This is a genomic window from Pseudonocardia terrae, from assembly GCF_021343995.1.
In the GTDB taxonomy this organism is placed as follows: Bacteria; Actinomycetota; Actinomycetes; order Mycobacteriales; family Pseudonocardiaceae; genus Pseudonocardia; species Pseudonocardia terrae.
Window position 1 is genome coordinate 1 of sequence record NZ_JAJTTE010000048.1, and the last position, 26207, is coordinate 26207.

A 26207-nucleotide genomic window follows, 5' to 3' on the forward strand; every position below is an offset into this window, starting at 1 on the left:
CCCAACGCCTGGCAGGACCTCAGACCCCCGACGAACTAACGCCCGAGACCACTAGGCTGCCCGTGTGAACGCGGTGGCAGGCGAGCGTCCGGGAACCGTGAGCGGCGGGGCGGTCCGTCGCGTCCTCGACGCGGAGGTCGAGCGGGCGCGGTCCGCCCGGCCCGACGGCCGGCCCCGGGTGGTCGACGTCGGCGGGGGCAGCGGCTCCTGGGCGGTGCCCCTGGCCGCCGCGGGGTGCGCGGTGACCGTCGTCGACGTCAGCCCCAATGCCCTGGCCGCGCTCGAGCGCCGCGCCCGCGAGGCCGAGGTGCACGCGCTCGTCACCCCGGTGCAGGGCGACGCCGACCAGCTGCCCGAGGTCGTGGCCGACCTCATCGACTCCGGTGGCGCCGATCTCGTACTCGGGCACGGGCTGCTCGAGGTGGTCGACGACCCGGCGCGGGCCGCGGCCTCGCTCGCCGCGGTCGCAGCCCCGGGCGCCGCCGTGTCGGTGCTGGCGACCAGCCGGAACGCCGCCGTCCTCTGGCACGTCCTGGGCGGGCGGCTCGAGGAGGCCCGCGCCGTCCTCACCGACCCGGACGGGCGCTACGGCCCGGACGACACCCTCCGCCGCCGGCTCGACGGGCCCACGGTCACCGCGCTGCTGGAGGAGACGAGGCGGCTGCGCGTCGAGCTCGTCCAGGGCGACGGCCTTCTCGAGGCCTGGTTGCCCCACTCCGTCCGGGACGGTGGTCCGGCGGACATGCGGGGCGCGGCGGAGCTGGAGGACCTCGCCGCCGGGGTGCCGGCGCTGCGCGAGGTCGCCGCGCGGCTGCACGTCCTGGCGCGCGCCGTCACGCCCTGAGCCGGGTGCGGCGCTCCGGCGCCGCAGCCGGTGGTGGGGCGCCGTCCGACCTGGACGAGGAAAGCGATGTCGATCACCTCTCGTCCGGGGCGGGGAGGCCGTTCGAAGATCGATGTGCCCGGGTTGTGACCTCCGGGTAGTGGACCAGCCCTTTGCCTCGTATTCTCTTGGTCAGACGCCCAGCCCGGGCGCTCGTTCCGCCACCCGCCGCACCAGGGTTGGCGGGACATCCCGTGACCGTTGTGCCGGAGGACGTCATGCCCCTCTCCGAGCACGAGCAGCGCCTGCTCGAACAGATCGAGCGTGCTCTCTACGCCGAGGACCCCAAGTTCGCCTCGACCGTGCGCGGCTCCAAGCTGCGCAAACCGAGCCGGCGCCGGCGAATCCAGGGCATCGCGCTCTTCGCGGTGGGTCTGGTGCTGCTCGTCGTCGGCGTGGCGGTCGCCCCGCTCCGCGACCTCGTCGGCGCGGTCCCCGTCGTCAGCGTGGTCGGGTTCCTGGCCATGCTCGGCGGCACGATGCTGGCGCTCAGCGCCCGCGGGGCCGGCAAGGGCGGTGGCGGTGCGGACGGCAAGCAGGCCGAGCCGGACAAGAACCGATTCACCGGGCGCATGGAAGAGCGCTTCCGGCGTCGGTTCGAACAGGACTGATCGACAGACCACGAGCAGAGCCGCGGCCCGGGAGGCCGCGGCTCTCGTCGTTCGCGCGCCGTGAGCGTTATGGAGCCATAACGCGGGTAGCGCCGTCAGCCGGTCGTGCTCGGGCGGCGGTCCTTCGTCGGGAGCAGATCGAGCAGGGAGCGGGGCGCCAGGGTCCGCACCCACGCCCGCCACCCCCCGCGACCGGAGCCGTCGATCGCGGCGAGCACGATCCGCAGGGGAGCGGTCAGGGCGCCCTCGGTGGATGGTGCGTCGCCGTACCACTCCGCCTCGACCAGCCGCACGATCTCGCGCAACGCGTCCTGCGTGGCGGCGCTCGCGGGGCCGTCGAGCTCGTGCGCCCCCACGAGCGCCCGCGCGGTGCCGCGGACGGTGCCGCCGGCGGACACGGCCGAGCCGCGGTCCCGCGAGGTCGCGAGCACCTCGTCCCACGCCGCGCGACCGGCCCCCGGGCCGCCGGCCCCGGCGGCGGCGAGACGGCGCCTGCGCAGCATCCGCCGGGCAATCGTCGGGCCGGCCAGCAGCGCCACCACCAGCAACGCCACGAGCGGACCCAGCACCGGGACGCCGCCGTCCTGGTCCGCCGCGGTCGGATCCGGCTGCGGCACGTCGACCGGCGTCGGCTGCGGCGTCGGCTGCGGCGCCTCGGCCTGCGGCGCGGGCTGCGGGACCTCCTGCTGGGGCGCGGCGGGCTGCGCGGCGCCGGGCGGGGCGTCGCCCACGGCCTCGAGGACGTAGGGCGGGACGACCGTGCGGCCGTCGGTGAGCGGGGTCGGGTCGAAGGTCGTCCACCCGTAGCCGGGGAACCAGGCCTCGACCCAGGCGTGTGCGTCGCGGGTGCTCACGCTGCGGTAGCCGTCGCCCTCGGTGCCGGCCGTGAACCCGACGGCCACCCGGGCCGGCACGCCCTGCGTCCGCAGCATCACGGCCATCGCCGAGGCGAACTGTTCGCAGTAGCCCGCGTGCCCGACGGTGAGGAAGTCGACGAGGGCGTCGTCGCCGCTGCCCGGCGCGGTCTCCAGGCTGTACCGGAACTGCGACTGCGGACCGGTGAAGTACTCGACCAGCGCGATCGCCTTGTCGAAGTTGGTCGCGGCACCGCGGGTGACGTCGGCGGCGATCCGTGCGACCCGCGCGTCGACGCCCGTCGTGTCCCGGTACCCCGGGTCGACCCGGGTCGGGCCGGAGGCGGAGCGCAGATCGTCGGCCGACGGCGCCGGCAGCACCGCGGTCTCCTGCCAGGCCTCCTCCTCGCGCGGGCGCTGGGTGTAGGCGATGCCGCTGCTGCGGTCGTAGGCCCACTTGTCGGCGTCCACTCCGGTCACGGACCCGGGCTGGCCGTAGAGCGGGAGCCAGTAGTCCCGGAAGTTCACGTTCTGCACGGCGACCTGGACGCGGTCGCCCTCCGGCGGGTCCTCCGTGAGTGGCCCGGCGAGCGGGACCCCGGGCCGGGGCTGGGCCGCCTGCCAGCCGGAGTTGGCGCGGTAGTCGGAGAGGGTCAGCGCGCGCAGGTACGTCGGGCGCGGGAGCCCGGTGGTGCGGAACAGCTCGACGGGGTCGCTCTGGGTGAGCTGGCCGCGCAGCGAGGTGAACGGGTTGAGCCCGATCGCGCCGCCGTTGCCGCCGCCCGCGCCGCCGCTGACGAACCGCCCGGACGTGCCGACGACGGTCGCCGCGCTGCCGAGCAGCAGCCCCAGCACCCCGGCCACGGCGACGACCGCGATCCCGCCGGTCACGAGCGCGCCGCTGCGCCGCCCGACGCCGTCGCGCGCGACGAGCAGCAGGCCGTACCCGGCGACCGCGCAGGCCACCGCCCACCAGGGCAGCAGGGCGTCGGAGAGCGCGGCCGGCACCGCGACCATGCACAGCAGCGGCACCCCGGCGGCGGCCGGCGCGTCCGAGGACACCGAGACGGCGTGCACGATCACCGCGAGCAGGCCGAACGCGGCCGCGATCAGGAACATCATCCCCGGCGTCGGCACGACGGGCGCCACCCCGGAGTCGATCTGCGCGGCGGCCTCCGCGACGTGGTCGGCGAAGGCGCCGAACGCCGAGGGCCCGGGGAGGAAGCCGGCCACCGCGCCGTCGCCGAACAGGCCGGTGAGCACCAGGAGGGCGCCGATCAGCTGGCCGACGGCGACGGCCGGGCCCGGCAGCCGCTGCAGCGCCACCCCCAGGCCGACGACCACCGCCACGACCAGCGCGGCATCGGCGAACCAGGTGCCGCCCTGCACGACGGCGACCAGGCAGGTGCCCGCGAGCAGGACCGCGAGCCCGCCGGCCACCGCAGCGATCCAGCGGATCCGCGGACGGTCCGGTGGGGGAGCGGTCGCGGGCGGCGCCGGCCGGAGCGCGGTGGGTGCGCTCATGGCGCACCCGCCGGGCTCACGGGGCTGCCCGCGACGAGCGCGTCCCAGGCCTGCTCGGGCGTGCGGTGGGCGCCCGCGACGGAGACGTGCCAGCCCGCGCGCCGGAGCACCTCGGCCGCGGCGGCGGGGTCGGGTGTCCGCTCGCCGGCGCCGTCCCAGGTCGCGACGTCGAGCAGGACCGCGTACCCGCCGCCGGGGTGCCGCCCGGCGAGCTGCCCGGCCTGCTCCGGCGTGCACGCCCCGAGCACGGCGACGACGTCCCGGCCGGCGGCCGTCGACGGGCCGGAGAGGTCGGGGCGGGCGGCGGGGCGGAGCACGGCGAGCGCGTCGAGCAGGGGATCGAGGCCGGCACCGGCGGCGACCGGGGCGCCGTCCTCGGTGACCACCTCGACCGGCTCGCCGCGCCGCAGTAGGTGCGCGCCGATGCTGGCCGCCAGCGTGACCGCGAACTCCAGGCTGGCGCCCGCGCCGTGGCCGCGGTGCGCCCCGTCGCGCCGGTCGAGCAGCACGGTCACGCCCGCGTGCCACGGCCGTTCCTCGAGGCGGACCATCAGCTCGTCGTGCCGGGCCGTGCTCTTCCAGTGCACCCGCCGCAGCTCGTCGCCCTGCCGGTAGGTCCGCACCATGACGTCCGGGCTGCCCTGGCCCTGCTGGGCGGCGGCCCCGGGGAGGCCCTCGCCGCTGCCCAGCGCGCGCGGCGCCCCGTGCAGCCCGACGACCCGCGGCACCACCAGCAGCCGGTCGGGCGCGAGCATCTCGCGGGTGAACTCGGCCAGCCCCAGCGCGCCGACCGCCCGCGCGGTCAGCGGCCCCACCCGGTGCGCCCCGCGCAGGGCGGGCCGCAGGGGATAGGTGACGCGGGCCCCGCGGCCCCCGATCCGGTGCACGGTGAACCGCGGGGGCGTCGACGGGACGGGGCCGGCGGCGTCGGGCACGGTGTCGGCGAGGCGGAGGGCGCCGAACACGGGGCCGCCGCGCAGGTCCAGTGCCACCTCGACCGGGGTGTCGGTGGCGCTGCGCGCGGGCAGCAGCGTGCGCGCGGCCTGCACCGAGCGGCGGGTGCGTACGGCGAGCAGCAGCGAGACCAGCGGCAGCAGGCACACGACCAGCCCGACCCGGAGCAGGTCGCGCTCGTCGAGCACGACCGCGCACACCGCGGTCGCGACGCCGCCGGCCAGGAGGCTGCGCCCCCGGACCGTCAGCCCGAACGTGCGGGCCCCGGATCGACCCACGGACGGACGGGATCTCACGCCCGTGAGGGTGCCCGCACCGGGATGCGCGACAGCAACCCGCGGACGACGTCGGCGGCGGTGACCCGGGACGCGCCGGCCTCGGGCGCGACGGTCAGCCGGTGCGCGATGACGGGGACGGCGACCGCCTGGACGTCGTCCGGGACGACGTAGCCGCGCCCGGCCAGCGCCGCCTGCGCCCGCGCCGCCCGCACCAGGTGCAGGGTGGTGCGTGGGGAGGCACCGAGGCGCAGCTCGGGCTGCCGGCGGGTCGCGCCGACGAGGTCGACGCAGTACTGCCGCACCTCCTGGCCGACCCGGATCCGGCGCACGGCCTCGATCACCGAGCGGACGGTGCGGGCGTCGGCGACCGGGCGCAGGGTGTCGAGCGGGTCGGCGCCCGCGTGCTCGTCGATCATCGCGAGCTCGGCGGCGGGGTCGGGGTAGCCGACGCTGATCCGTGCGGTGAAGCGGTCCCGCTGCGCCTCGGGGAGCGGGTAGGTGCCGTCCATCTCCACCGGGTTCTGCGTGGCGACGACCATGAACGGGCTGGCCAGCCCGTAGGTCCCGCCGTCCACGGTCACCTGGTGCTCGGCCATGCACTCCAGCAGTGCCGACTGGGTCTTCGGCGAGGCGCGGTTGATCTCGTCCGCGATCACGACGTTGGCGAACACCGGCCCGGGCCGGAACTCGAACTCGCCGGTCTGCCGGTTGTAGACGGACATGCCGGTGATGTCGCCGGGCAGCAGGTCGGGGGTGAACTGCACGCGGCTGACCGAGCAGTCGAGCGAGCGGGCGAGCGCCTTGGCCAGCGACGTCTTGCCCACGCCGGGCACGTCCTCGACCAGCAGGTGCCCCTCGGCGAGCAGGGTGACCAGCGCGAGCCGGACGACCTCCGGCTTGCCCACGATGATCCGCTGCACGTTCTGCGCGATGCGGCCGGTGAGGTCGGCGACGGCGGCCAGCGGCGGGGGCTCGGGTGCGCTCTCGCCGGTCACCGGCGGGCCCGGACGGCTGCTGGTGGTCAACCCTGCTCCTGTTCGTGGGCGTCCGCGGACGGGTCGGACACGGGGAACTGCGGGAACTTGCGCCCCCAGTCTGTCAAACGGCCGCGCGGCGCCTCCCCCGGACGTGTCACGTGTACCCCGCCGGGGCGTCCGTCCGGGGGCCTCCACCCGCCGCCCCACGGCCCCCCACCGAGGGCTCCCACCGTCCCCCATCCCGCACCCCACCGGGCCCCATCGCCGCACCCTCGGCGCGCTGACCTGCGGTTTTCTCGGAGCCGTGCTGGTGGGGAGCGGGGCCCGGACACGCGTACCGCCGGTTTCCCCCCACCGCCCCCCACGTCATCCGACCTGCTGAAACACCGAACGGAGGCCGCTGAAGGGGTCTGTTCGAGTTGACGGTGGGGGGAAGTGGGGTAATGTGGCCGCCGTTGGAGCGAGACGGGGCTCCGAGATGAGGTGGGGCGGGTGTTCCTCGGCACCTACACCCCACGGTTGGACGACAAGGGGCGGCTCACGCTGCCGGCGAAGTTCCGGGACGAACTGCGGGGCGGGTGCATGGTCACGAAAGGGCAGGACCACTGCCTCTACGTGTTCACCCGCGAGGCCTTCACGGAGATGGCCACCAAGGTCGCCTCGGCGCCGCTGACCAGCGAGTCGGCCCGTGCCTTCCAGCGGAACCTCTTCGCGGGAACCGACGAGCAGAACCCCGACGGCCAGGGCCGGATCGCGATCGCCCCGGAGCTGCGCCGGTACGCGGGACTGACCAAGGAGTGCGTGGTGATCGGCGCGTTCACGCGCGTCGAGATCTGGGACGCGCAGTCCTGGCAGGAGTACCAGGAGCGGCACGAGGAGGACTACGCCAAGGCGCAGGAGGAGGTTCTGCCCGGACTGATCTGAGCCCGTGACCACACGGGTGCGGAACGGTCCACCACTTCGACGACGCGACACCGTCGCCGTCCCGACCCGGACGCCGTGAAGGCCCTCCCGGTCCGACGGCCCTGGCGCACCTTCCCCGGTGCCAGGTCCGTCGGGGCGGGGCGGCCGCACGGCGGCCAGGTGGGGACGGCGGCGGCAGGGGTTGCGCAGCGGTACACACCCGCCAGGCTGGGGAGCTGGAGCGGGACGGCAGCGGCTCGGGACGCCGGCGGGTCCCGGGCCGCTGTGCATGCAGGGCGGCTCCGTGTGCGGGCGCGGGGCCGAGGCGCGGCGGGAGGTGACCAGGTGTCCACGACGGGGGACGAGCCGGGTCCGCACTCCCACGTGCCGGTCATGCTGCCGCGCGTGCTCGAGCTGTTCGAGCCGGCCCTCCGGGACCGGCCGGCGGTGCTGGTCGACGCCACCCTGGGCCTCGGCGGCCATTCGGCGGCGTTGCTGGCGGCCCATCCGCGGCTGACCCTGGTCGGCCTCGACCGGGACCCGCAGGCGCTGGAGCTGGCCGGACGGCGGCTCACCGCCCACTCCGGCCGCACGCACCTGGTGCACGCCGTGTACGACCGGATCGCCGAGGTGCTCGCGGAACTGGGGCTTCCGCGCGTCGACGGCGTCCTGTTCGACCTCGGGGTGTCCTCGCTGCAGCTCGACGCCGCCGAGCGCGGCTTCTCCTACTCCCGCGACGCCGACCTCGACATGCGGATGGACCCCACCACGGGGCCGACCGCGGCCGAGGTCCTCAACACCTACCCGGTGCCCGACCTGACCCGGATCCTGCGGGAGTACGGGGAGGAACGGTTTGCCGCGCGCATCGCCTCCGCCGTGGCGAGACGCCGGCAGCAGGCACCGTTCACCCGCAGCGCCGAGCTGGTGGAACTGCTCTACGCCGCGGTGCCCGCCGCCTCGCGGCGGACCGGCGGGCATCCCGCCAAGCGCACGTTCCAGGCGTTGCGGATCGAGGTCAACCGCGAGCTCGAGGCGCTGCGGACGGCCCTGCCGGCCGCGCTCGACTCGCTGGCCGTGGGCGGGCGGGTCGTCGTGCTCGCCTACCACTCGCTGGAGGACCGGATGGTCAAGCGGGAGTTCACCGCCCGTGCGACCTCCCGGACCCCGGTGGACCTGCCGGTCGAGCTGCCGGGCCACGGCCCGGAGCTGCGGCTGCTGACCCGTGGGGCCGAGGTCGCCACGGACGACGAGATCGAAGACAACCCGCGCGCCGCCTCGGTGCGGTGCCGGGCCGCCGAACGCATCCGGGAGGTCGCAGCATGATCCGCAGCTACTCGGAGGGCGTCACCGGGGGTGCGGCGTGAGTGCGCCGGTCGCGGACCGGACCCGCACCCGTCGGCCCTCGGTGTCGGTCGGCTGGAAGGGCACCGGGCCGACCGCATCCACCACCACCACCAGGGAAGCGCCGGCCCGGCGGATCCCCGCCCAGCGCGGGAGCGTCACGGTTCCCGCGCAGCGCCGCGGGTCCGGCGCCGCCAAGGCCGCCTACGCACGCCGGGACCAGCGCAACCGGCGGCTGGTCGGTGCGCCGCGCCGCGCCGGGCAGAAGGTCACGACCGGCGGGCGCGCGCAGTTCGTCCTGCTGATCATGGCGCTGCTGGCGACCGCGCTGGTGCTCACGCTGTGGCTGTCCACGGCCGCCGCCGCGGACTCCTACACCCTGCAGGACGCCCGGACCGCGGCCCGCGACCTGACCGAGCAGAGCGAGCGGCTGCACCGCGAGGTGGCGGGGATGGAGTCGGCGCCGGCGCTGGCCCAGCGCGCCACCGAGCTGGGCATGGTCCCGGTGCAGGACCCGGCCCGGTTGGTCGTCGCGCCCGACGGCACGGTCACGGTCGTCGGCGAGCCGTCCGCGGCCACCCGGCCCGCGGCGCCCGTCGCCCCGATCGCGCCGGCACCCGCGGACCCGGCCCAGCCCGCCGCCCCGGCACCGGCGGACCCGGCCCAGCCCGCCGCCGCGGCGCCGGGAGACCCGATGCCGGCCCAGGCGCCCGCGCCGTCGCAGCACGCCGCGGACGCCGGGGCCCAGCAGCAGACGCCGCAGGACGCCCAGGCACCCGCCAACCCCAACGCCGAGGCCGCCACCCAGGAGCAGCAGGAGCCCCGGGGCGGCGCGGCCCAGGACCAGCAGGCCGCCCAGGCCCCGGCCCCGACCGGCGGCGGAGCGGGCTGATGGCAGTCGCGCCCCCGCGCGCCCGTCCCGGCTCCCGCCCGCGCTCCGGCCCGCGGCGCCCTCCGGGGCCGCCGCGCAGGCCGGCCTCGCGCGTCGGGCAGGCGGACCGGCGGTTCCGGATCGGCCGGCTCGTGCTCGTCGTGCTGCTGCTGCTCTCGGCGGCCCAGCTGCTGCTGATCCAGACCGTGCGCGCCGGCGAGCTGACGGCGAGTGCGGAGAAACAGCGCACCACCAAGATCACCATCGCGGCGGAGCGCGGCGCGATCCTCGACCGCAACGGCACCCGGCTCGCCTTCTCGACCGAGTCCCGCGCGCTCGTCACGAACCCGCGGCTGATCAGCTCGGTGAAGAAGGAGCAGGCGGGCGCGTACAAGACCGAGATGGCGCAGGCCGTCGCGCAGGCCACCGGTGGCGACCCCAACGCGATCCAGGAGCAGCTGAACTCCGACCGCGGCTACGTCGTGCTCACCACCAGCGCGGACCCGGACGTGGCGCGCGCCCTCGAGCAGCGCTTCCCGGAGATCGCCGAGGAGAAGCGGGAGGCGCGCCAGTACCCGTCCGGCACGCTGGCGGCCAACGTCATCGGTGCCGCGACGTGGAGCGCGGACAACCGGAAGCTGGTGGGTCGCGTCGGCCTCGAGAGCGCCGACGACGACGTGCTCGCCGGTACGGACGGCTTCCAGGTCGTCGACACCGCCGAGGGCAGCGACACCGTCATCCCGGGCAGCACGCGGGCCCAGCAGCCGGCGGTCCCGGGCTCGGACGTCGAGCTGACCATCGACTCGGACCTGCAGTACGTGGTGCAGCAGAAGCTGCAGGACTACGTGGCCAGGACCGGCGCCAAGGGCGGCTCGGCGGTGGTGCTCGACTCGAAGACCGGCCAGGTGCTGGCCATGGCCAACGGGACGACGTTCGACCCGCGCCAGCTCGCCACCTCCGACCCGGCGACGCTCGGCAACGCCGCGGTGTCCAGCCCCTTCGAGCCGGGGTCGGTCAACAAGATCGTCACCATGGCGGGGGCGCTGGAGTTCGGCGTCGCCAAGCCCGACGACGTCCTCGACGTCCCGGGCAGCATCAAGGTCGCCGACCGCACGGTGCACGACGCCTGGAACCACGGGTTGGACCACTACACGCTGACCGGCGTGCTGGCGAAGTCCTCCAACGTCGGCACGATCATGACCGCGGAGAAGCTGGGCCCGGACCGCTTCTCGGACATGCTGGCCCGCTTCGGCATCGGCCAGCGCACGAACGTCGGGCTGCCCGGCGAGAGCGCGGGCTCGGTCCCGGCACGCTCGGCCTGGTCCGGTTCGACCTTCGGCAACCTGCCGATCGGCCAGGGCCTGTCGATGACCGTGCTGCAGATGGCCGGGATGTACCAGGCCGTGGCCAACGACGGGGTGCGGGTCCCGCCGCGGATCGTCGCCGCCACCGTCGCCCCGGACGGGTCGCGGACCGAGACGCCGCAGCCCGAGGGCATCCGGGTGGTGTCGCCGGAGACCGCGGCCCAGCTGCGCACGATGCTCACCGCCGTCACGCAGAAGGCGCCGGGGCAGAACGGGACCGGCTTCACCGCCCAGGTGCCCGGCTACCAGGTCGCGGGCAAGACCGGCACGGCGCAGCAGGTCGACCCGAAGTGCGGCTGTTACGCCTCGTCGACCTACTGGATCACCTTCGCGGGCATGATGCCGGCGCAGGACCCGCGGTTCGTGACGGCGATCATGCTCGACGCGCCGAAGGGCGGCACCTCCGCCGCCCCGCTGTTCCACGACATCGCGTCCTACCTGGGGCAGCGGGACACCATCCCGGTCGGCCCGCCGGCGCCGGTGCAGACCCTGGTGGCGCCCTGAGCGGAGCGTGCGGAGCGGACATCGGCCCTGAGCGGAGCGTGCGGAGCGAGACGCCGGGGCTGACCGGGGTGTGATTCCGGCCGTGACCCGACCGCCGTCGGAGCGGCCCCCGGACCTGCAGACCGGGGGCCGCTCCGGCGTGCGCGCCGGCCGCCCGACGAGTCCCGCGGACCCGCGACGGGCGGGTGGTGCGGGGGAGGGGCGCCCGGCGGGCCTCGGTAGCCTCCCCGACGTGCCGCCCGCCAGCTCCGCCCCCACGGACCGCCCGACGGACGCGCGTGCGACGGCCGGGCAGCAGCTCCCCCGGAACCTTCCTCCGCGGCCCGCGCGGGTCGCGCCCGTCGCCCTCGCCCGCCTCGCCGCAGTGAGCGGGGCCGAGCCGTACCCGGCCACGGAGGCGGAGCGTGCGGAGCCGACCATGAACACGGAGGCGGAGCGTGCGGAGCCGACCATGAACACGGAGGCGGAGGTGGGTACCGGCGGGCCCGGGGTCGCGGTCACCGGGGTGACCCACCGCAACTCCGACGTCCGCCCCGGCGACCTGTTCGCCGCGCTGCCGGGCGCCCGGGCCCACGGCGCCGACTTCGCCGGCGCGGCACTGACCGCCGGCGCGGCGGCCGTGCTCACCGACCCGGCCGGGCTGACCCGGCCCGAGCTGGCCGCGGCCGTCGAGCGCGGGGCCGTGCGGGCGCTGCTGCACCCGCACCCGCGCACCGTCCTCGGGGCACTGTCCGCGGCCGTCTACGGCGACCCGACCGCCGACCTCACCGTCCTCGGCGTGACCGGGACCAGCGGCAAGACGACGGTGGCCCACTTCCTCGAGGCCGGGCTGCAGGCCGGCGGCCGCGTGACCGGGCTGCTCGGCACCGTCCAGACCCGGATCGGGACCGACCGCCTGCCCAGCGCGTTCACCACCCCGGAGGCGCCGGACCTGCAGGCGCTGTTCGGCGTCATGCGCGAGCGCGGCGTCACGGACGTCGCGATGGAGGTCTCCAGCCACGCCCTGGCGATGGGCCGGGTGGCCGGCACCCGCTTCGCCGTGGGCGCCTTCACCAACCTCTCCCAGGACCACCTGGACTTCCACCACGACATGGAGGAGTACTTCGCCGCGAAGGCACGCCTGTTCGTCGACGACGAGCTGCGCGCGGCGAAGGGCGTCGTCTGCGTCGACGACGAATGGGGCCGCCGGCTGGCCGGCATGGCCCCCGACGCCGTGACGGTCGCCACCACCGCCCCGGCGGACTGGACCGCGCGGGACGTCGTGACCGACCCCGACGGGGCCCAGCAGGCCGTCGTCGTGGCGCCGGACGGGCAGGAGATCCCGCTGCGGCTGCAGCTGCCGGGGGCCTTCAACATCGCCAACGCCGTGCTGGCCCTGGCCGTGCTCGACCTGGCCGGGGTGCCCGCCGCCGTCGCCGCGCCGCGCTTCGCCGAGCTGGCCGTGCCCGGCCGCATGCAGCGGGTCGAGGCCGGGCAGGAGTTCCTCGCGATCGTCGACTACGCGCACAAGCCGGCGGCCGTCGCCGCGTTGCTCGACGCGCTGCGCGCCCAGCAGCCGCAGGGCCGGATCGTCACCGTCCTCGGCTGCGGCGGCGACCGCGACACCGGCAAGCGCCCGCTCATGGGGGCCGCCGCGGCCGCCCGGTCCGACGTGCTGATCGTCACGGACGACAACCCGCGCACCGAGGACCCGGCGGAGATCCGGGCCGCCATGCGCGCAGGTGCCGAGGCCGAACCCGCCCGCGGCGACATCCTCGAGATCGGCGACCGGCGCGCGGCGATCGCGGCCGCCGTCGAGGTGGCGAAACCCGGCGACGTGGTGGTCGTTGCGGGTAAGGGACACGAGACCGGCCAGGAGGTCCACGGGGTCAAGCACCCGTTCGACGACGTGGACGAGCTCGCCGCGGCGATCCGCGCCGCCGGGCGATGATCCGGGGATCGAGGAAGGCACGATGATCGAGATGCGGCTGGCCGAGGTCGCCGCCGTCACCGGGGGCAGGCTGCACCGGGCGACGGGCGACGAGCCCGTCACCGCGGTGGAGTTCGACTCCCGGAAGGTCGGGCCGGGCGGGCTGTTCCTCGCCCTGCCCGGGGAGCGGGCCGACGGCCACGACTTCGCGGCCGCGGCGGTGGCGGCCGGAGCCTCGGCGGTGCTCGCCGGGCGGGAGGTCGACGCGCCGGCCGTGATCGCGCCGCCGGCGGAGGACTCCTTCGCCGGCACGGACCTCGGCGACGCCGACCCGGACGGCTCCGGTGCCGCCGTGCTGACCGCGCTGGGCAGGCTGGCCCGGCACTCCGTCACGCACCTGCCGGAGCTGCAGGTCGTCGGCGTGACCGGCAGCTCGGGCAAGACCTCCACCAAGGACCTGATCGCGGCCGTGCTGCGGCCGCTCGGCGAGACCGTCGCCCCGCCCGGGTCGTTCAACAACGAGCTGGGCCACCCGTGGACCGCGCTGCGCGCCGACGTCGCGACCCGGCACCTCGTGCTGGAGCTCTCGGCCCGCGGGCCGGGGCACATCGCGCGGCTGTGCCGGATCGCGCCGCCGCGGACCGGCGTGGTGCTCAACGTCGGCAGCGCCCACGTCGGCGAGTTCGGTTCGCCCGAGGCGATCGCGCAGGCGAAGGGCGAGCTGGTCGAGGCCCTGCCGCCGGCGGCCGAGGGCGGGGTCGCGGTGCTGAACCTCGACGACCCGAGGGTCGCGGCCATGGCCTCCCGGACCTCCGCCCGGGTCGTCGGGTACGGCACGGGCGGCGCGGTGCAGGCCGCCGACGTCCGGCTCGAGGCCGGGCGGGCCACCTTCCGGCTGGTCACCCCGGCCGGCGAGGCGCCGGTGGCGCTCAAGCTCGTCGGCGAGCACCACGTCGGGAACGCGCTGGCCGCCGCTGCGGTCGCGCTGGAGCTCGGAGGCGGGCGGGCGGGTCTGGTCACCGCGATCGCCGCCGCGCTCTCCGGTGCCGGCGCCGCCTCCCGCTGGCGGATGGAGGTCACCGACCGGGCCGACGGCGTGACCGTGATCAACGATGCCTACAACGCCAACCCCGAGTCGATGACCGCCGCGCTGCGCGCGCTGGCCGCGATCGGCGGGGGCGGGGACGGTGGGCAGCGGCGCCGCACGTGGGCGGTGCTGGGCCCGATGGCCGAGCTCGGCGACACCGCGCCGGCGGCGCACGCGCAGGTCGCGGCGGTCGTCCGAGAGCTGGGGGTGGACCGGTTCGTGGCCGTCGGCACGGACCTCTACGGGACCGAGCGGGTGGCCGACCGCGACGCGGCGGCCGCCCTGCTGGCCGGGCAGGTACGCCCGGGCGACGTCGTGCTGGTCAAGGCCTCGCGCTCGGCCGGCCTGGACCGGCTCGCCGCGGCGCTGGTGGAACAGGAGCTGATCCGACAGTGAGGGGCGTCTTCGTCGCGGCCGGGGTCGCGCTGGCCCTGTCCATCCTGCTCACCCCGTACCTGATCCGCTTCTTCGCGCGGCAGGGCTTCGGCCAGGAGATCCGCGCCGACGGCCCGAAGAGCCACCAGACCAAGCGGGGTACGCCGACCATGGGCGGCGTCGCGATCCTGCTCGCCATCTGGGTGGGCTACCTGGTCGCGCACCTGCTCACGGGTGAGCCGATGACGGCGTCGGCCCTGCTGGTCCTCTTCCTCACAACGGCACTGGGCATCGTCGGGTTCGTCGACGACTTCCTCAAGCTGCGCCGGCGCCGCAACCTGGGCCTGAACAAGACGTCGAAGATCGTGGGCCAGGTGCTCACGGCGACGATCTTCAGCATCCTCGCGCTCCGGTTCGCCAACGCCCGCAACCTCACCCCGGCGTCGGAGTACCTGTCCTTCGTGCGGGACATCGCGGTGCTCGGGTTCGGCGTCGTCGGGTTCGTGATCCTCTGCAACCTGATCGTCGCCGCCTGGTCGAACGCCGTGAACCTGACCGACGGGCTCGACGGCCTGGCGGCCGGCACCGCCGCGATGGTGCTGGCGACCTACACGATCATCGGGTTCTGGCAGTTCCGGAACAGCTGCTCGGTCGGCGCGGCCGCGGGCTGCTACGAGGTGCGCGACCCGCTCGACGTCGCCATCGTGGCCGCCGCCGCGATGGGCGGCTGCATCGGCTTCCTGTGGTGGAACGCCGCGCCGGCCCGCATCTTCATGGGCGACACCGGGTCGCTGGCCCTCGGCGGCCTGCTCGCCGGGCTGTCCATGGTCACCAAGACCGAGCTGCTGCTCGTCGTCATGGGCGGGGTGTTCGTGGTCGAGGCGCTGTCGGTCTCGCTGCAGATCATCGTCTTCCGCACCACCCGGCGGAGACTGTTCCGGATGGCGCCCTTCCATCACCACTTCGAGCTGGCCGGGTGGGCCGAGACCACGGTGATCATCCGGTTCTGGCTGCTCGCGGCGATCTGCGCGGCGCTGGGGCTGGGGATCTTCTACTCCGAGTGGCTCTCCGCGGCGTCGGCGTTCTGAGATGGCGAGCCAGTTCGCCGGCCGCACGGTGCTCGTCGCGGGCGCAGGGGTCTCCGGGCTCGCCGCGGCGGAGGTGCTCGTCGCGGCCGGGGCCCGGACCCTGGTGTCCGACGACCGGGCCGCGGCCCTGGAGGACCTCCCGGCCGGCGCCGAGGCCGTCACCGGGCTGCCCGAGGGCGTCGAGCTGATCGTCACCGGCCCCGGCCGCCGGCCCGACCACCCGCTCGTCGCCGAGGCGGCGGCCCGCGGGATCGAGGTCGTCGGCGAACCGGAGCTGGCCTGGCGGCTGGGGCGGGAGCGGGCGGTCCCGCCGGTGTGGCTGGTGGTGACCGGTACCAACGGCAAGACCACCTGCACCGGCATGCTCGCCGCGATCCTGCGTGCGGCCGGGCTCGACGCCGTGGCCTGCGGCAACATCGGCTACCCGGTGGTGAGCGCGGTCGCGGCGGGGCACCCCGTGCTGGCCGTGGAGCTCTCCAGCTTCCAGCTGCACTGGTCGCCCTCGGTCGTGCCGGCCGCCGGCCTGGTGCTCAACGTCGCCGAGGACCACCTGGACTGGCACGGCGGGCTCGAGTCCTACGCGGCGGCGAAGGCCCGCGCGCTCACCGGACCGGTCGCCGTCGCCGGGATCGACGACGCGATCGCGGCCCGCCTGCTCCGCGGGTCCCCGGCCCCGACCAAGATCGGCGCCACGCTCGCCGAGCCCGGTCCGGGGCAGCTGGGGATCGTGGGGGAGCAGCTCGTCGACCGCGCCTTCCCCGCGAGTCGGGACGACCGGCCGCGCGAGTCGGGAGCTTCCGCACCACGAGTCGCGAGCACCGGCGAGGGCGTGGTGCTCGCGGAGGTCACGGACGTCACGCCCGGCGGGCCGCCCGGCCTCACGGACGCCCTGGCCGCCGCCGCGCTGGCCCGCGCCCACGGCGTCGGGGCCGACGCCGTGCGGGAGGGGCTCGCGGGGTTCCGGCCCGGACCGCACCGCTCGGCGCTGGTCGGGACGGTCGGCGGCGTCCGATACGTCGACGACTCCAAGGCCACCAATCCGCACGCCGCCGACGCCGCCCTCGCCGCCCAGCCGGCGGGGAAGATCGTCTGGATCCTCGGCGGGCTGCTCAAGGGCGCGCACGTCGACGAGCTGGTCGCCCGGCACGCGGGCCGGTTGACCGGCGCCGTGGTGATCGGCACCGACCGGGCGGAGATCATCGACGCACTCGCGCGACACGCGCCCCAGATCCCCGCGACCGAGGTGACCGAGGGCGACGATGGCGTCATGTCCTCCGCCGTCCGCCGTGCCGCCGCACTCGCCCGACCGGGGGATGTCGTGCTCCTCGCACCCGCGGCGGCCTCCATGGACCAGTTCCGGGACTACGCCGAGCGCGGCGAGGCGTTCGCGGCCGCGGTGGCGGCCCTGGAGACGCGGGCCGGGAGCGAGGCCGGGGAGCCGGGCGCATGAGTGCCCCCACCCGCCGCCCCCGACGCCCGGCCCGGACCAGCGCGGACGGCCTGGCGCCGGCACGCGCCGCCGTCGCGCGCGGCACCAAGGCCCTGCAGGCATGGCTGCGGCGCCCGCTCACCTCGCTGCACCTGGTCCTCGGCGTGTTCGGGCTGCTGACGATCTTCGGCCTGGTGATGGTGCTGTCGGCGTCGTCGGTGGAGGCGTACTCCGCGGGCGGCTCGTCGTACTCGGTGTTCGTGCGGCAGCTGGGCTTCTGTGCGGTCGGCCTGGTGCTCTTCTACCTCGGGCTGCGGATCCCGCCGAGGCGGATGCGGGCCCTGGCGCCCTGGCTGCTGATCGGCGGCGTCGTGCTGCTGGTCGCGGTGCTGGTCCCGGGCGTCGGCGTGGTCCGCAACGGTTCCCGGTCCTGGTTCGCCGTCGGCTCGTTCTCGCTGCAGCCCTCCGAGGGCGTGCGGGTGGCGCTCATGCTGTGGGGCGCGCACGTGCTCGTCGCGCGGCGCACCGTCATGCACCGCTGGAAGCACGCGCTCAACCCGCTGGTCCCGGTCACGCTGCTGCTGCTCACCCTGCTCGTCCTCGAGCCGGACCTGGGTATGACGGTCTCGGTCGGCATCGTCATGGTCGCGCTGCTGTGGTTCGGCGGCGCCCCGATGAAGCTGATCGCCGCGATCGCCGCGGGCGGGCTGGGCGGGGCCGTGATCCTCGGGCTCACCGCCGGCTATCGCGTCAGCCGCATCACGGCGTTCCTCTCCTCGGACACCGCCGACCCGCTCGGGCCCGCCTACCAGGCCACCCAGGCGCTCTACTCCCTCGCCGACGGCGGGCTGTTCGGCGTGGGGCTGGGGCAGGGCCGCGCGAAGTGGGACTACCTGCCCAACGCGCACAACGACTTCATCTTCGCGATCATCGGCGAGGAGCTCGGCCTGGTCGGGGCCCTCGCCGTCCTCGCGCTGTTCGCGACGCTCGCCTACACGGGCCTGCGCATCGCCAAGCGCAGCACCGACCCGTGGCTGCGGCTCGTGACCGCCACGGCCACGGCCTCCCTCGTCGTGCAGGCCGCGATCAACATCGGCTACGTGGTGGGGCTGCTGCCAGTCACCGGTCTGCAGCTGCCGCTCATCTCCTCCGGTGGTACCTCGCTCGTCGTGACCATGTTCGTGTTCGGCATGCTGACGAACGCGGCCCGGCACGAGCCCGAGGCCGTGGCGGCGCTGCGGTCGGACGGCCAGGGCCGGATCGCCTCGTTCCTGCGGCTCCCGCTGCCGGAGCCCTACCGTGCGCCCGCGCCGCGTCCGCCGGTCCAGCGGACGGTGCGCCGCTGAGCGGAGCACGCGGAGCGGACGACCGCGCCGACCATCCCGACAACAGCAGATCCCCGAGCGGAGACGATGAGCGAGTACGGCACCCAGTTCCTGCCGCGGATGGGCCCGGGCCCGTCGGTGGTGGTCGCCGGCGGCGGCACCGCCGGTCACATCGAGCCGGCGCTCGCCCTCGCCGACGCCGTCAAGCGGCTGCGGCCCGACGCGACCGTCACGGCCCTGGGCACGGAGAAGGGCCTCGACACGCGGCTGATCCCGGCCCGCGGCTACCCCCTCGAGCTGATCCCGCCCGTCCCGCTCCCGCGCAAGCCGACCGCGGACCTGCTCCGGCTGCCCGGCAAGGTGCGCGGCGCCGTGGCCCGGGTGCGCGAGGTGCTCACCAAGGTCGAGGCCGACGTCGTGGTGGGCTTCGGCGGGTTCGTCGCGCTGCCGGCCTACCTCGGCGCCCGCGGGCGGGTCCCGATCGTGGTGCACGAGGCCAACGCCCGGGCGGGGCTGGCCAACAAGGTCGGCGCGCGGTTCGCCGCCGCCGTCGTCGCGGCCGTGCCCGGCAGTGGCCTGCCCGACGCCCAGGTGCTCGGCATCCCGCTGCGGCACGCCGTCACCACGCTCGACCGCGCGGGGCTGCGCGACCGGGCCCGCCGCCGCTTCGGGCTGCCCCCGACGGGCCCGGTGCTGCTCGTCTTCGGCGGCTCGCAGGGCGCGCGGACCCTGAACGGCGCGGTGGCGCAGGCGCTGCCGGGCCTGCTGCACGAGGGCGTCGGCGTGCTGCACGCGCACGGCCCGACGGGGCAGGCCGCCGCGCCGCAGCCGGGGTACATGCCGCTGCCCTACATCGAGGACATGCACCTCGCCTACGCCGCGGCCGACGCGGTGCTCTGCCGGGCCGGCGCGATGACGGTCGCCGAGGTCTCCGCCGTCGGGCTGCCCGCGGTGTACGTGCCGCTGCCGCACGGCAACGGCGAGCAGGCCCTCAACGCCGAACCGGTGGTCAGGGCCGGGGGCGGCGTGCTCGTCCCGGACGCCGAGCTGACCGGCGACCGCGTCCTGGCCGAGCTGGTCCCGTGGTTCCGCGAGCCGCAGCGGATCGCCGCGATGGGCGCCGCGGCCCGCGCCTCCGGCCACGCCGACGCCGACGAGCGGCTGGCCCAGGTGGTGTTCGGGGTGCTGGGCAGGTGACCGTGCACAGCTCCGTCCCCGTGCTGGGGCCCCGGGTGCACCTCATCGGCATCGGTGGGGCGGGGATGAGCGGGATCGCGCGGATCCTGCTGGCCCGCGGCGTCGAGGTCTCGGGGTCCGACGCCAAGGACTCGCGCACCGTCCTCGCCCTGCGGGCGCTGGGGGCGTCGATCGCCGTCGGGCACGCCGCGGAGAACCTCGAACAGCTCGGCGGGCCGCCCACGGTGGTCGTGTCGACCGCGATCCGGGAGTCCAACCCGGAGCTCGTGCGGGCCCGCGAGCGGGGCCTCACGGTCGTGCACCGGGCCCAGGCGCTCGCCGCGCTGACCCAGGGCTACCGGGTCGCCGCCGTCGCGGGCACGCACGGCAAGACCTCCACCTCGTCGATGCTCACCGTCGCGCTGCAGCACTGCGGCGTGGACCCGTCGTTCGCCATCGGCGGCGACCTCACGGTCACCGGCGCCGGGGCCCACCACGGCGAGGGCGACGTCTTCGTGGTCGAGGCCGACGAGTCGGACGGTTCGTTCACCGCCTACGCGCCGCTCGTCGCCGTCGTCACCAACGTCGAACCCGACCACCTGGACCATCACGGCGACGAGGCCTCCTACCGGGCCGTGTTCGAGGAGTTCCTCGGCAGGCTCGCACCCGGCGGCACGCTCGTGACCTGCGCCGACGACGAGGGCGCCGAACGGCTGGCGACGCTCGCCGAGGCCGGCGGGGTGCCGGTGCGCCGGTACGGGCGCACCGCCGCCGGCCCCGAGGACGCGGTCCTGCTCGACTTCCGGCCGGAGGGCCCCGGCTCGCGCGTGCGGGCGCGGCACGCCGGCGTCGAGCGGGAGCTGGAGCTGGCCGTGCCCGGCGAGCACATGGCGCTCAACGCCCTCGGCGCGCTCCTGGCCGGGGTCGCGCTCGGCGCGCCGGTGGGCGGCCTGGTCGAGGGGCTCGCGGTGTTCGACGGCGTCCGGCGCCGGTTCGAGTTCAAGGGCCGGGCCGGCGGGGTCGCCGTCTACGACGACTACGCCCACCACCCCACCGAGGTCGCCGCCACCCTGCGCGCGGCGCGCGAGGTGCAGCCCCCGGCGGGAGGGCCCGGACAGCGCAGCCGGGTGATCGTGGCGTTCCAGCCGCACCTCTACTCCCGTACGCGGACCTTCGCCGAGGACTTCGGGCGGTCCCTCGCGCTGGCCGACGAGGTCGTGGTCCTCGACGTCTACGGTGCGCGGGAGGACCCCGAGCCGGGCGTGAGCGGCGCGCTGGTCGCCGACGCCGTGCCGCTGCCGGCCGAGCAGGTGCACTTCGTCCCGGCGTGGGGGGACGTGCCGGGCGTGCTCGCGCGCCTGGCCCGCCCCGGCGACCTGGTCCTCACCATGGGCGCCGGCGACGTCACCGTCCTCGGCCCGGAGATCCTCCTCGAACTGGACCGGGCCGCGACGTGACCCGGACCTCCTCCACCCGGCGCGGGCGCCGGTCGTCGGACCGCTCCGGTGACCGCACCGCCGACCGCATGCCCGCGCGCCCGGCCGCCGCCGAGCGCGCCCGCCGCATCCGCGAGGAGCGGGCGGCGCAACGGGGACGGCTGCTGCCGCAGCAGCAACGGGCGGAGGAGAAGCGGGCGCGCAGGACGGCGCAGCGGTCGGCGCAGGTCTCGGCGCGGCAGGCCCGGAAGGCCCGCAAGGCGGCGGTCCGGGCGGCCAGGCCCGGCGACCGGCGGTTCCGGGTGCGGCGGCGGGTCGCGCTGACCCTGCTGGTCCTGGTGCTGCTCGCGGCGCTGGGTGTGGGGTCGTGGCTGCTGCTGACCCGCTCCGGGCTCGCCGACGTGGAGACCGTGGAGGTCACGGGCACCCTGACCGTCTCACGGGACGCGGTCCTGGACGCCGCGGCCGTCGAGACCGGGGGGCCGCTCGCCGAGGTCGACACCAAGGCCGCCGCCGAACGCGTCGCCCAGCTGCCCGGGGTCGGCTCCGTGCAGGTCAGCCGCGGGTGGCCGCACACGGTGGAGATCGCCGTCGTGGAGCGGACGGCGGTGGCGCTGGCGCGGACCCCGCAGGGGATCACGCTCGTCGACGCCACCGGCGTCGCCTACCAGAAGGCGCCCGAGGTGCCGCCCGCGCTGCCGATGCTGGGCTTCGGCGCCGTCGGGCCGGACGACCCGTCGACCAGGGCCGCGCTCACCGTCCTCCAGGCGCTGCCGGCCGACCTGCGCGGGCAGGTCACCACGATCGACGTCGACAATGCGGCCACCGAGCCCACCGTCCGGCTCGGGCTGGGGGAGCGGCAGGTGCTGTTCGGCTCCACCGACCGCGCGGACCGCAAGGTCGCCGTGCTCGTGCCGCTGCTGACCCAGGAGGGCAGCGTCTACGACGTCTCCAGCCCGGAGCTCCCGACCGTCACCCGCTGACCGGTCGCTTCCTGAGAGAGCCACTGCTCCGTCCGGACCAGCCTGTCGCTCTCCGTCAGGCCGGATGGGCTCTGGGTCACGAGGAGGTCACGGTTCCGCGGTCTCCACACCATCGAGGTGTTGCCGACGCGCGGCGCGCCTGCTGGACCGTGGCCCCTCCTCGGACCTAGCGTTCGACCGCGAACGGCCCGGACAGACCTGCTGGACGGAGCTGACCCGGACCCGAGCGACCGAGAGGTGCCGCGCATGACGCCCCCGCACAACTACCTGGCAGTGATCAAGGTGGTCGGCATCGGTGGCGGCGGCGTCAACGCCGTCAACCGCATGATCGAGGTCGGCCTGAAGGGCGTCGAGTTCATCGCGGTGAACACCGACGCGCAGGCCCTCCTCATGTCCGACGCGGACGTGAAGCTGGACATCGGCCGCGAGCTGACCCGTGGCCTCGGCGCGGGCGCCAACCCGGAGGTGGGCCGCAAGGCCGCCGAGGACCACCGCGAGGAGATCGAGGAGGTCCTCAAGGGGGCCGACATGGTCTTCGTGACCGCCGGCGAGGGCGGCGGGACGGGCACCGGCGGCGCGCCGGTCGTCGCGTCGATCGCCCGCAAGCTCGGCGCGCTCACCATCGGTGTGGTCACCCGGCCCTTCACCTTCGAGGGGCGCCGCCGTGCCGGCCAGGCGGAGGACGGGATCACCCAGCTCCGCAACGAGTGCGACACCCTGATCGTCATCCCCAACGACCGGCTGCTGCAGCTCGGCGATGTCGGCGTCTCCCTGATGGACGCCTTCCGCTCGGCCGACGAGGTGCTGCTCTCCGGTGTGCAGGGCATCACGAACCTGATCACCACGCCGGGCCTGATCAACCTGGACTTCGCCGACGTCAAGTCGGTCATGTCCGGCGCCGGGTCCGCCTTGATGGGCATCGGCTCGGCCAGGGGGGAGGGCAGAGCCGTGCAGGCCGCCGGCAAGGCGATCAACTCACCGTTGCTGGAGGCGTCGATGGACGGCGCCCAGGGCGTGCTGCTGTCGATCGCGGGTGGGTCGGACCTCGGCCTGTTCGAGATCAACGAGGCCGCGTCGCTGGTCCAGGAGGCGGCCCACCCCGAGGCCAACATCATCTTCGGCACGGTGATCGACGACTCCCTCGGCGACGAGGTGCGCATCACGGTGATAGCAGCCGGGTTCGAGGGCGGCACGCCCACGCACAAGAAGCTGGAGCCCTCCGCCTTCCGCTCGGCCGAGCCCGCCGCGCCCGTGGCGCCGCCTGCCGCGGCCCCGCCGGCCGCCCCGTCGCCCGCGCCGCAGACCCCGCCGTCGTCGGGGAACACCGGCAACGGCCACACTGGGTACTCGCCCGGATCCTCGACGGCGTTCGGCTCGGGTGCGAACCAGAGCGGCACGCTGCCGCCCGTGGCGCCGTACTCGCCGCCGGCGCCCCGCCAGCCGGAGGTGGCCCGGCAGAACCCGGCCATGACGGAGCTGGGCGGTCCTGTGGCGGAGGGCCCGGCGCCCTCGTCCCCGTCGTCCGGCATGCACGTGCAGCCGGACCCGGCCCCCGGCGCGCCGTCGACGTCCTCCAGCGCCCCCTCAGCCACGCCGAGCCGGGACGGGGAGGTCGACGACGACGTCGACGTCCCGCCCTTCATGCGCCGCTGAGGTCCGGGAGACGTAGGTACCGGCGGGGGGGTGCCGGACGCGGTCCGGCACCCCCGCCCGTTCTGGCGCCTCGTGCCGCCGCCGAGTGGACCGGCGCCCACGGGCTGCTGCGGCTGCTCTCCACCACCGAACCGCTCGCACACCGCTCCGCCCCTTGGCACACCAGCTCCAACCGCTGTGCGGGAGGGCGATGTGGTGTGCGAGGCACCGGATGCGCCGTGGATAGGGTCGTGGGGTGAGTGAGACGGCGCAGCGCGCGCGGGTCCGCAGGGTCGTGACCACGAGGGCGGGCGGCCGGTCCACGGCGCCCTTCGACAGCTTCAACCTGTCCCGCGCGGTGGGCGACGACCCCGCCGCGGTCGACGCCAACCGCTACCGCCTCACCCGCGAGCTGGGCCTGCGCGGCACCGTGTTCCTGAACCAGGTGCACGGCACCCGCGTGGTCACGGTCACCGAGCCCCCGCGGCGCAGTGCACCCGACGTCCCGGAGACCGACGCCGCCGTCACCGCCGTCCCGGGGATCGGGCTCGCGGTGCTGGCCGCCGACTGCGCCCCCGTGCTGCTGTCGGACCCCCTGGCCGGCGTGGTGGGCGCGGCGCACGCAGGGCGGGTCGGGGCGGCCGCGGGGGTCGTGCCGGCGACGGTGGCGGCCATGCAGGAGCTGGGCGCGACCGTCGGGGACATCGAGGTGCTGCTCGGGCCGGCGGTCTGCGGGCTCTGCTACGAGGTGCCGGCGGAGATGCGCGCCGAGGTGGAGTCGGCGCTGCCCGGCAGCGCCGCGACGACCCGGCGGGGCACGCCGTCGGTCGACGTCCGTGCGGGCCTGTATCGCCAGCTCGCCGACCTCGGCGTCACGAAGGTCGGTGCCGACCCGCGCTGCACCCTCGAGGACCCGGCCCTCTTCAGCCACCGCCGGGACGCGCGGACCGGTCGTCTCGCCGGCGTGATCTGGCTCGACGACCGCGCCTGACGACCGTGCCCGAGTACGCCGCGCGGGAACGGCACCGACGACGACGGCCCCGGACATCACCCCGCGGTCATGGAGCTGTGGACGTTCGGGAGACATCACGGTTGCGTGATGCTCGCGACACCACCCCTTCGGCTCGCGGGTCCCGGTGGCCACGTTCCGTAAGGTTCGCCGCGTGATGAAGGACGCCTCCCCGGAACGGCGCGCCGAGCTCGAGCGCCGCCTCGGCGAGGTGCGTGCCCGGATCGCGAAGGCCTGTGCCGCGGCCGGGCGCGAGCCGGACGAGGTGGAGCTGCTCGCCGTCACCAAGACGATCCCCGCGGCCGACGTCGCGGCGCTGGTCGACCTCGGGCTCCTCGCGTTCGGCGAGAACCGGGCGCAGGAGGCGGCGGCGAAGGTCGAGGAGCTCCGCGCGCTGCGGCCGGACGCGCCGCTGCGGTGGCACTTCGTCGGCGGGCTGCAGCGGAACAAGGCGAAGCTGGTGGTCCCGTGGGTGACACGGGTCGAGAGCGTCGACTCGCCCCGGCTGGCCGCCGCGTTGGACAAGGCGGTGCTCCGCGCGCTCGACGAGGGCCTGCGGACGGAACCGCTGCCGGTGCTCGTCCAGTACAGCGTGGACGGTGACCCGGACCGCGGCGGTGTGCCCGACGAGGGCCTGCAGGAGCTCGCGGACCAGGTCGCAGGGGCCTCCGGGCTCGTCCTCGACGGACTGATGAGCGTCGCCCCGCTGGGTGCCGACGTCGAGGAGTCGTTTGCCGCGATCGAGGCGGCGGGTAGGCGGGTGCGGTCCTCGCACCCCGGCGCGACCGTGCTGTCGGCCGGGATGAGCGGGGACCTGGAGGTGGCGATCCGTCACGGTTCGACGGTCGCGCGTGTCGGAACGGCCCTTGTGGGGGACCGGACGTTAACCTCCCGGTGACTGCCCGGTCCGCGGGGGCGGACCGGCATCGGGGGCGTCGAGGATTGGGAGCACGGATGAGTGCGATGTACCGGCTCAAGGCCTACTTCGGCATGGTGCCCGCCGAGGAGATGGACTACGCCGACGAGCCGGACGCCTTCGCCGATCCGCGCCGCGCGCCCCGCGCCCGCACCGACCGCTGGTCGGACCCGGACGACCGCTTCGACGACGCGCCCGACCCCCGGGGCAGCTATGCCGAGTACGAGACCGGCCGCGACGAGCGGCCCCTGGACGACTGGAGCCACCGGTCGGCGCGCGAGCCCGTCCGTCCGGCGCGCCCCCCGCGCGAACCCGTCCGTTCGACGGGCGGGCTGTCCGGAGGGGCGGGCGGCGGCCTCTCGGCGGGGTCCCCGACGACGCGCGGCGCCCTCGCCGTGGACCGGGAGGAGTCCGTCCTGCGGGCCGCTCCGGAGCCGCCCGCGCCGGTCGCGGCGTCCTCCTCCGTGCCCGAGCAGCGCGACCGCGGCGCGGCCGCCCTGGCCCGCATCACGACCCTGCAGCCCAGCAGCTTCACCGAGGCCCGCACGATCGGCGAGCGGTACCGCGACGGCGTCCCGGTGATCATCAACCTGACCGACCTCGACGAGGCCGCCGCGCGCCGTCTCGTCGACTTCGCCGCAGGCCTGGCGTTCGCGCTGCGCGGCTCCATCGACAAGGTCACGAGCCGCGTGTTCCTCCTGACACCGGCGGACGTCGAGGTCTCGGCCGACGACGCCCGGAGGCTCGCAGAGCGGGGCCTCTTCCGCCAGGATTAGGG

Annotated in this window: 21 protein-coding genes; 18 read left to right on the top strand and 3 right to left on the bottom strand. The window is 75.8% G+C overall.

Annotation, left to right across the window (positions count from 1 at the left end; all coding sequences use genetic code 11):
- Positions 1 to 73: 73 nt before the first annotated feature.
- Together LWC33_RS26320 and LWC33_RS26325 are read left to right on the top strand one after the other, a co-directional pair.
- Complete coding sequence (locus LWC33_RS26320) at positions 74 to 844, top strand: class I SAM-dependent methyltransferase (protein ID WP_443720024.1); 771 nt, start codon at positions 74 to 76, stop codon at positions 842 to 844.
- A gap of 257 nt (positions 845 to 1101) precedes the next feature.
- Entirely contained in the window at positions 1102 to 1494 is a 393-nt protein-coding gene (locus tag LWC33_RS26325) for an SCO2097 family morphological protein (RefSeq protein WP_233307395.1), read from the top strand.
- Positions 1495 to 1589: 95 nt separating this feature from the next.
- Here LWC33_RS26325 and LWC33_RS26330 read toward each other — a convergent pair whose 3' ends face one another.
- From LWC33_RS26330 to LWC33_RS26340, 3 genes are read right to left on the bottom strand one after another with little or no spacing between them, the layout of a single operon-like run.
- Positions 1590 to 3872 (bottom strand): transglutaminase TgpA family protein, encoded by a 2283-nt coding sequence (locus tag LWC33_RS26330; protein ID WP_233307366.1) that lies wholly within the window; start codon positions 3870 to 3872, stop codon positions 1590 to 1592.
- Positions 3869 to 5104, bottom strand: coding sequence for a DUF58 domain-containing protein (locus tag LWC33_RS36260; RefSeq protein WP_233307367.1), 1236 nt, complete (start codon positions 5102 to 5104; stop codon positions 3869 to 3871). Before LWC33_RS36260 ends, LWC33_RS26330 begins: the two co-directional genes overlap by 4 nt.
- Positions 5105 to 5118: 14 nt before the next feature.
- Positions 5119 to 6099, bottom strand: a complete 981-nt coding sequence (locus LWC33_RS26340) for an AAA family ATPase (RefSeq protein WP_233307396.1) — start codon at positions 6097 to 6099, stop codon at positions 5119 to 5121.
- Positions 6100 to 6573: 474 nt separating this feature from the next.
- Here LWC33_RS26340 and mraZ point away from each other — a divergent pair, with 474 nt between their 5' ends.
- The 16 genes from mraZ to LWC33_RS26420 all read left to right on the top strand — a co-directional run bounded on the left by mraZ (position 6574) and on the right by LWC33_RS26420 (position 26205).
- Positions 6574 to 7005, top strand: a complete 432-nt coding sequence (mraZ, locus tag LWC33_RS26345) for a division/cell wall cluster transcriptional repressor MraZ (RefSeq protein WP_037041303.1) — start codon at positions 6574 to 6576, stop codon at positions 7003 to 7005.
- 324 nt (positions 7006 to 7329) lie between these two features.
- Complete coding sequence (gene rsmH / locus LWC33_RS26350) at positions 7330 to 8307, top strand: 16S rRNA (cytosine(1402)-N(4))-methyltransferase RsmH (protein ID WP_372476695.1); 978 nt, start codon at positions 7330 to 7332, stop codon at positions 8305 to 8307.
- Between the two features lie 37 nt (positions 8308 to 8344).
- Positions 8345 to 9217 (top strand): cell division protein FtsL, encoded by an 873-nt coding sequence (gene ftsL / locus LWC33_RS26355; RefSeq protein ID WP_233307368.1) that lies wholly within the window; start codon positions 8345 to 8347, stop codon positions 9215 to 9217.
- Positions 9217 to 11064: a peptidoglycan D,D-transpeptidase FtsI family protein gene (locus tag LWC33_RS26360; RefSeq protein ID WP_233307369.1), complete on the top strand. Its 1848-nt coding sequence runs from the start codon at positions 9217 to 9219 to the stop codon at positions 11062 to 11064. Before ftsL ends, LWC33_RS26360 begins: the two co-directional genes overlap by 1 nt.
- Positions 11065 to 11515: 451 nt before the next feature.
- Positions 11516 to 12994 carry a UDP-N-acetylmuramoyl-L-alanyl-D-glutamate--2,6-diaminopimelate ligase gene (locus LWC33_RS26365; protein ID WP_233307398.1) on the top strand — a complete coding sequence of 493 codons (1479 nt, stop codon included), beginning with the start codon at positions 11516 to 11518 and terminating at the stop codon, positions 12992 to 12994.
- A 22-nt stretch (positions 12995 to 13016) separates the two neighbouring features.
- Positions 13017 to 14456, top strand: coding sequence for a UDP-N-acetylmuramoyl-tripeptide--D-alanyl-D-alanine ligase (locus tag LWC33_RS26370; RefSeq protein ID WP_233307370.1), 1440 nt, complete (start codon positions 13017 to 13019; stop codon positions 14454 to 14456).
- Complete coding sequence (gene mraY, locus LWC33_RS26375; protein WP_233307371.1) at positions 14453 to 15523, top strand: phospho-N-acetylmuramoyl-pentapeptide-transferase; 1071 nt, start codon at positions 14453 to 14455, stop codon at positions 15521 to 15523. Before LWC33_RS26370 ends, mraY begins: the two co-directional genes overlap by 4 nt.
- 1 nt (position 15524) lies before the next feature.
- Positions 15525 to 16973, top strand: coding sequence for a UDP-N-acetylmuramoyl-L-alanine--D-glutamate ligase (murD, locus tag LWC33_RS26380; RefSeq protein ID WP_233307372.1), 1449 nt, complete (start codon positions 15525 to 15527; stop codon positions 16971 to 16973).
- Positions 16970 to 18298 (top strand): putative lipid II flippase FtsW, encoded by a 1329-nt coding sequence (gene ftsW / locus LWC33_RS26385; RefSeq protein ID WP_233307373.1) that lies wholly within the window; start codon positions 16970 to 16972, stop codon positions 18296 to 18298. Before murD ends, ftsW begins: the two co-directional genes overlap by 4 nt.
- Positions 18299 to 18364: 66 nt before the next feature.
- Positions 18365 to 19474, top strand: a complete 1110-nt coding sequence (gene murG, locus LWC33_RS26390; protein ID WP_233307374.1) for an undecaprenyldiphospho-muramoylpentapeptide beta-N-acetylglucosaminyltransferase — start codon at positions 18365 to 18367, stop codon at positions 19472 to 19474.
- Positions 19471 to 20910 (top strand): UDP-N-acetylmuramate--L-alanine ligase, encoded by a 1440-nt coding sequence (gene murC / locus LWC33_RS26395; RefSeq protein WP_308191011.1) that lies wholly within the window; start codon positions 19471 to 19473, stop codon positions 20908 to 20910. Before murG ends, murC begins: the two co-directional genes overlap by 4 nt.
- A 68-nt stretch (positions 20911 to 20978) precedes the next feature.
- A complete protein-coding gene (locus LWC33_RS26400) occupies positions 20979 to 21872 on the top strand; it encodes a cell division protein FtsQ/DivIB (protein ID WP_233307375.1) in 894 nt (297 codons plus the stop codon).
- Positions 21873 to 22118: 246 nt separating this feature from the next.
- A complete protein-coding gene (ftsZ, locus tag LWC33_RS26405; RefSeq protein ID WP_233307376.1) occupies positions 22119 to 23525 on the top strand; it encodes a cell division protein FtsZ in 1407 nt (468 codons plus the stop codon).
- A gap of 235 nt (positions 23526 to 23760) precedes the next feature.
- Complete coding sequence (gene pgeF / locus LWC33_RS26410) at positions 23761 to 24495, top strand: peptidoglycan editing factor PgeF (RefSeq protein WP_233307377.1); 735 nt, start codon at positions 23761 to 23763, stop codon at positions 24493 to 24495.
- Positions 24496 to 24670: 175 nt separating this feature from the next.
- On the top strand, positions 24671 to 25411 hold the full coding sequence (locus LWC33_RS26415; protein ID WP_233307378.1) for a YggS family pyridoxal phosphate-dependent enzyme: 741 nt from the start codon (positions 24671 to 24673) through the stop codon (positions 25409 to 25411).
- Positions 25412 to 25467: 56 nt separating this feature from the next.
- Complete coding sequence (locus tag LWC33_RS26420; protein WP_233307379.1) at positions 25468 to 26205, top strand: cell division protein SepF; 738 nt, start codon at positions 25468 to 25470, stop codon at positions 26203 to 26205.
- Positions 26206 to 26207: the final 2 nt, after the last annotated feature.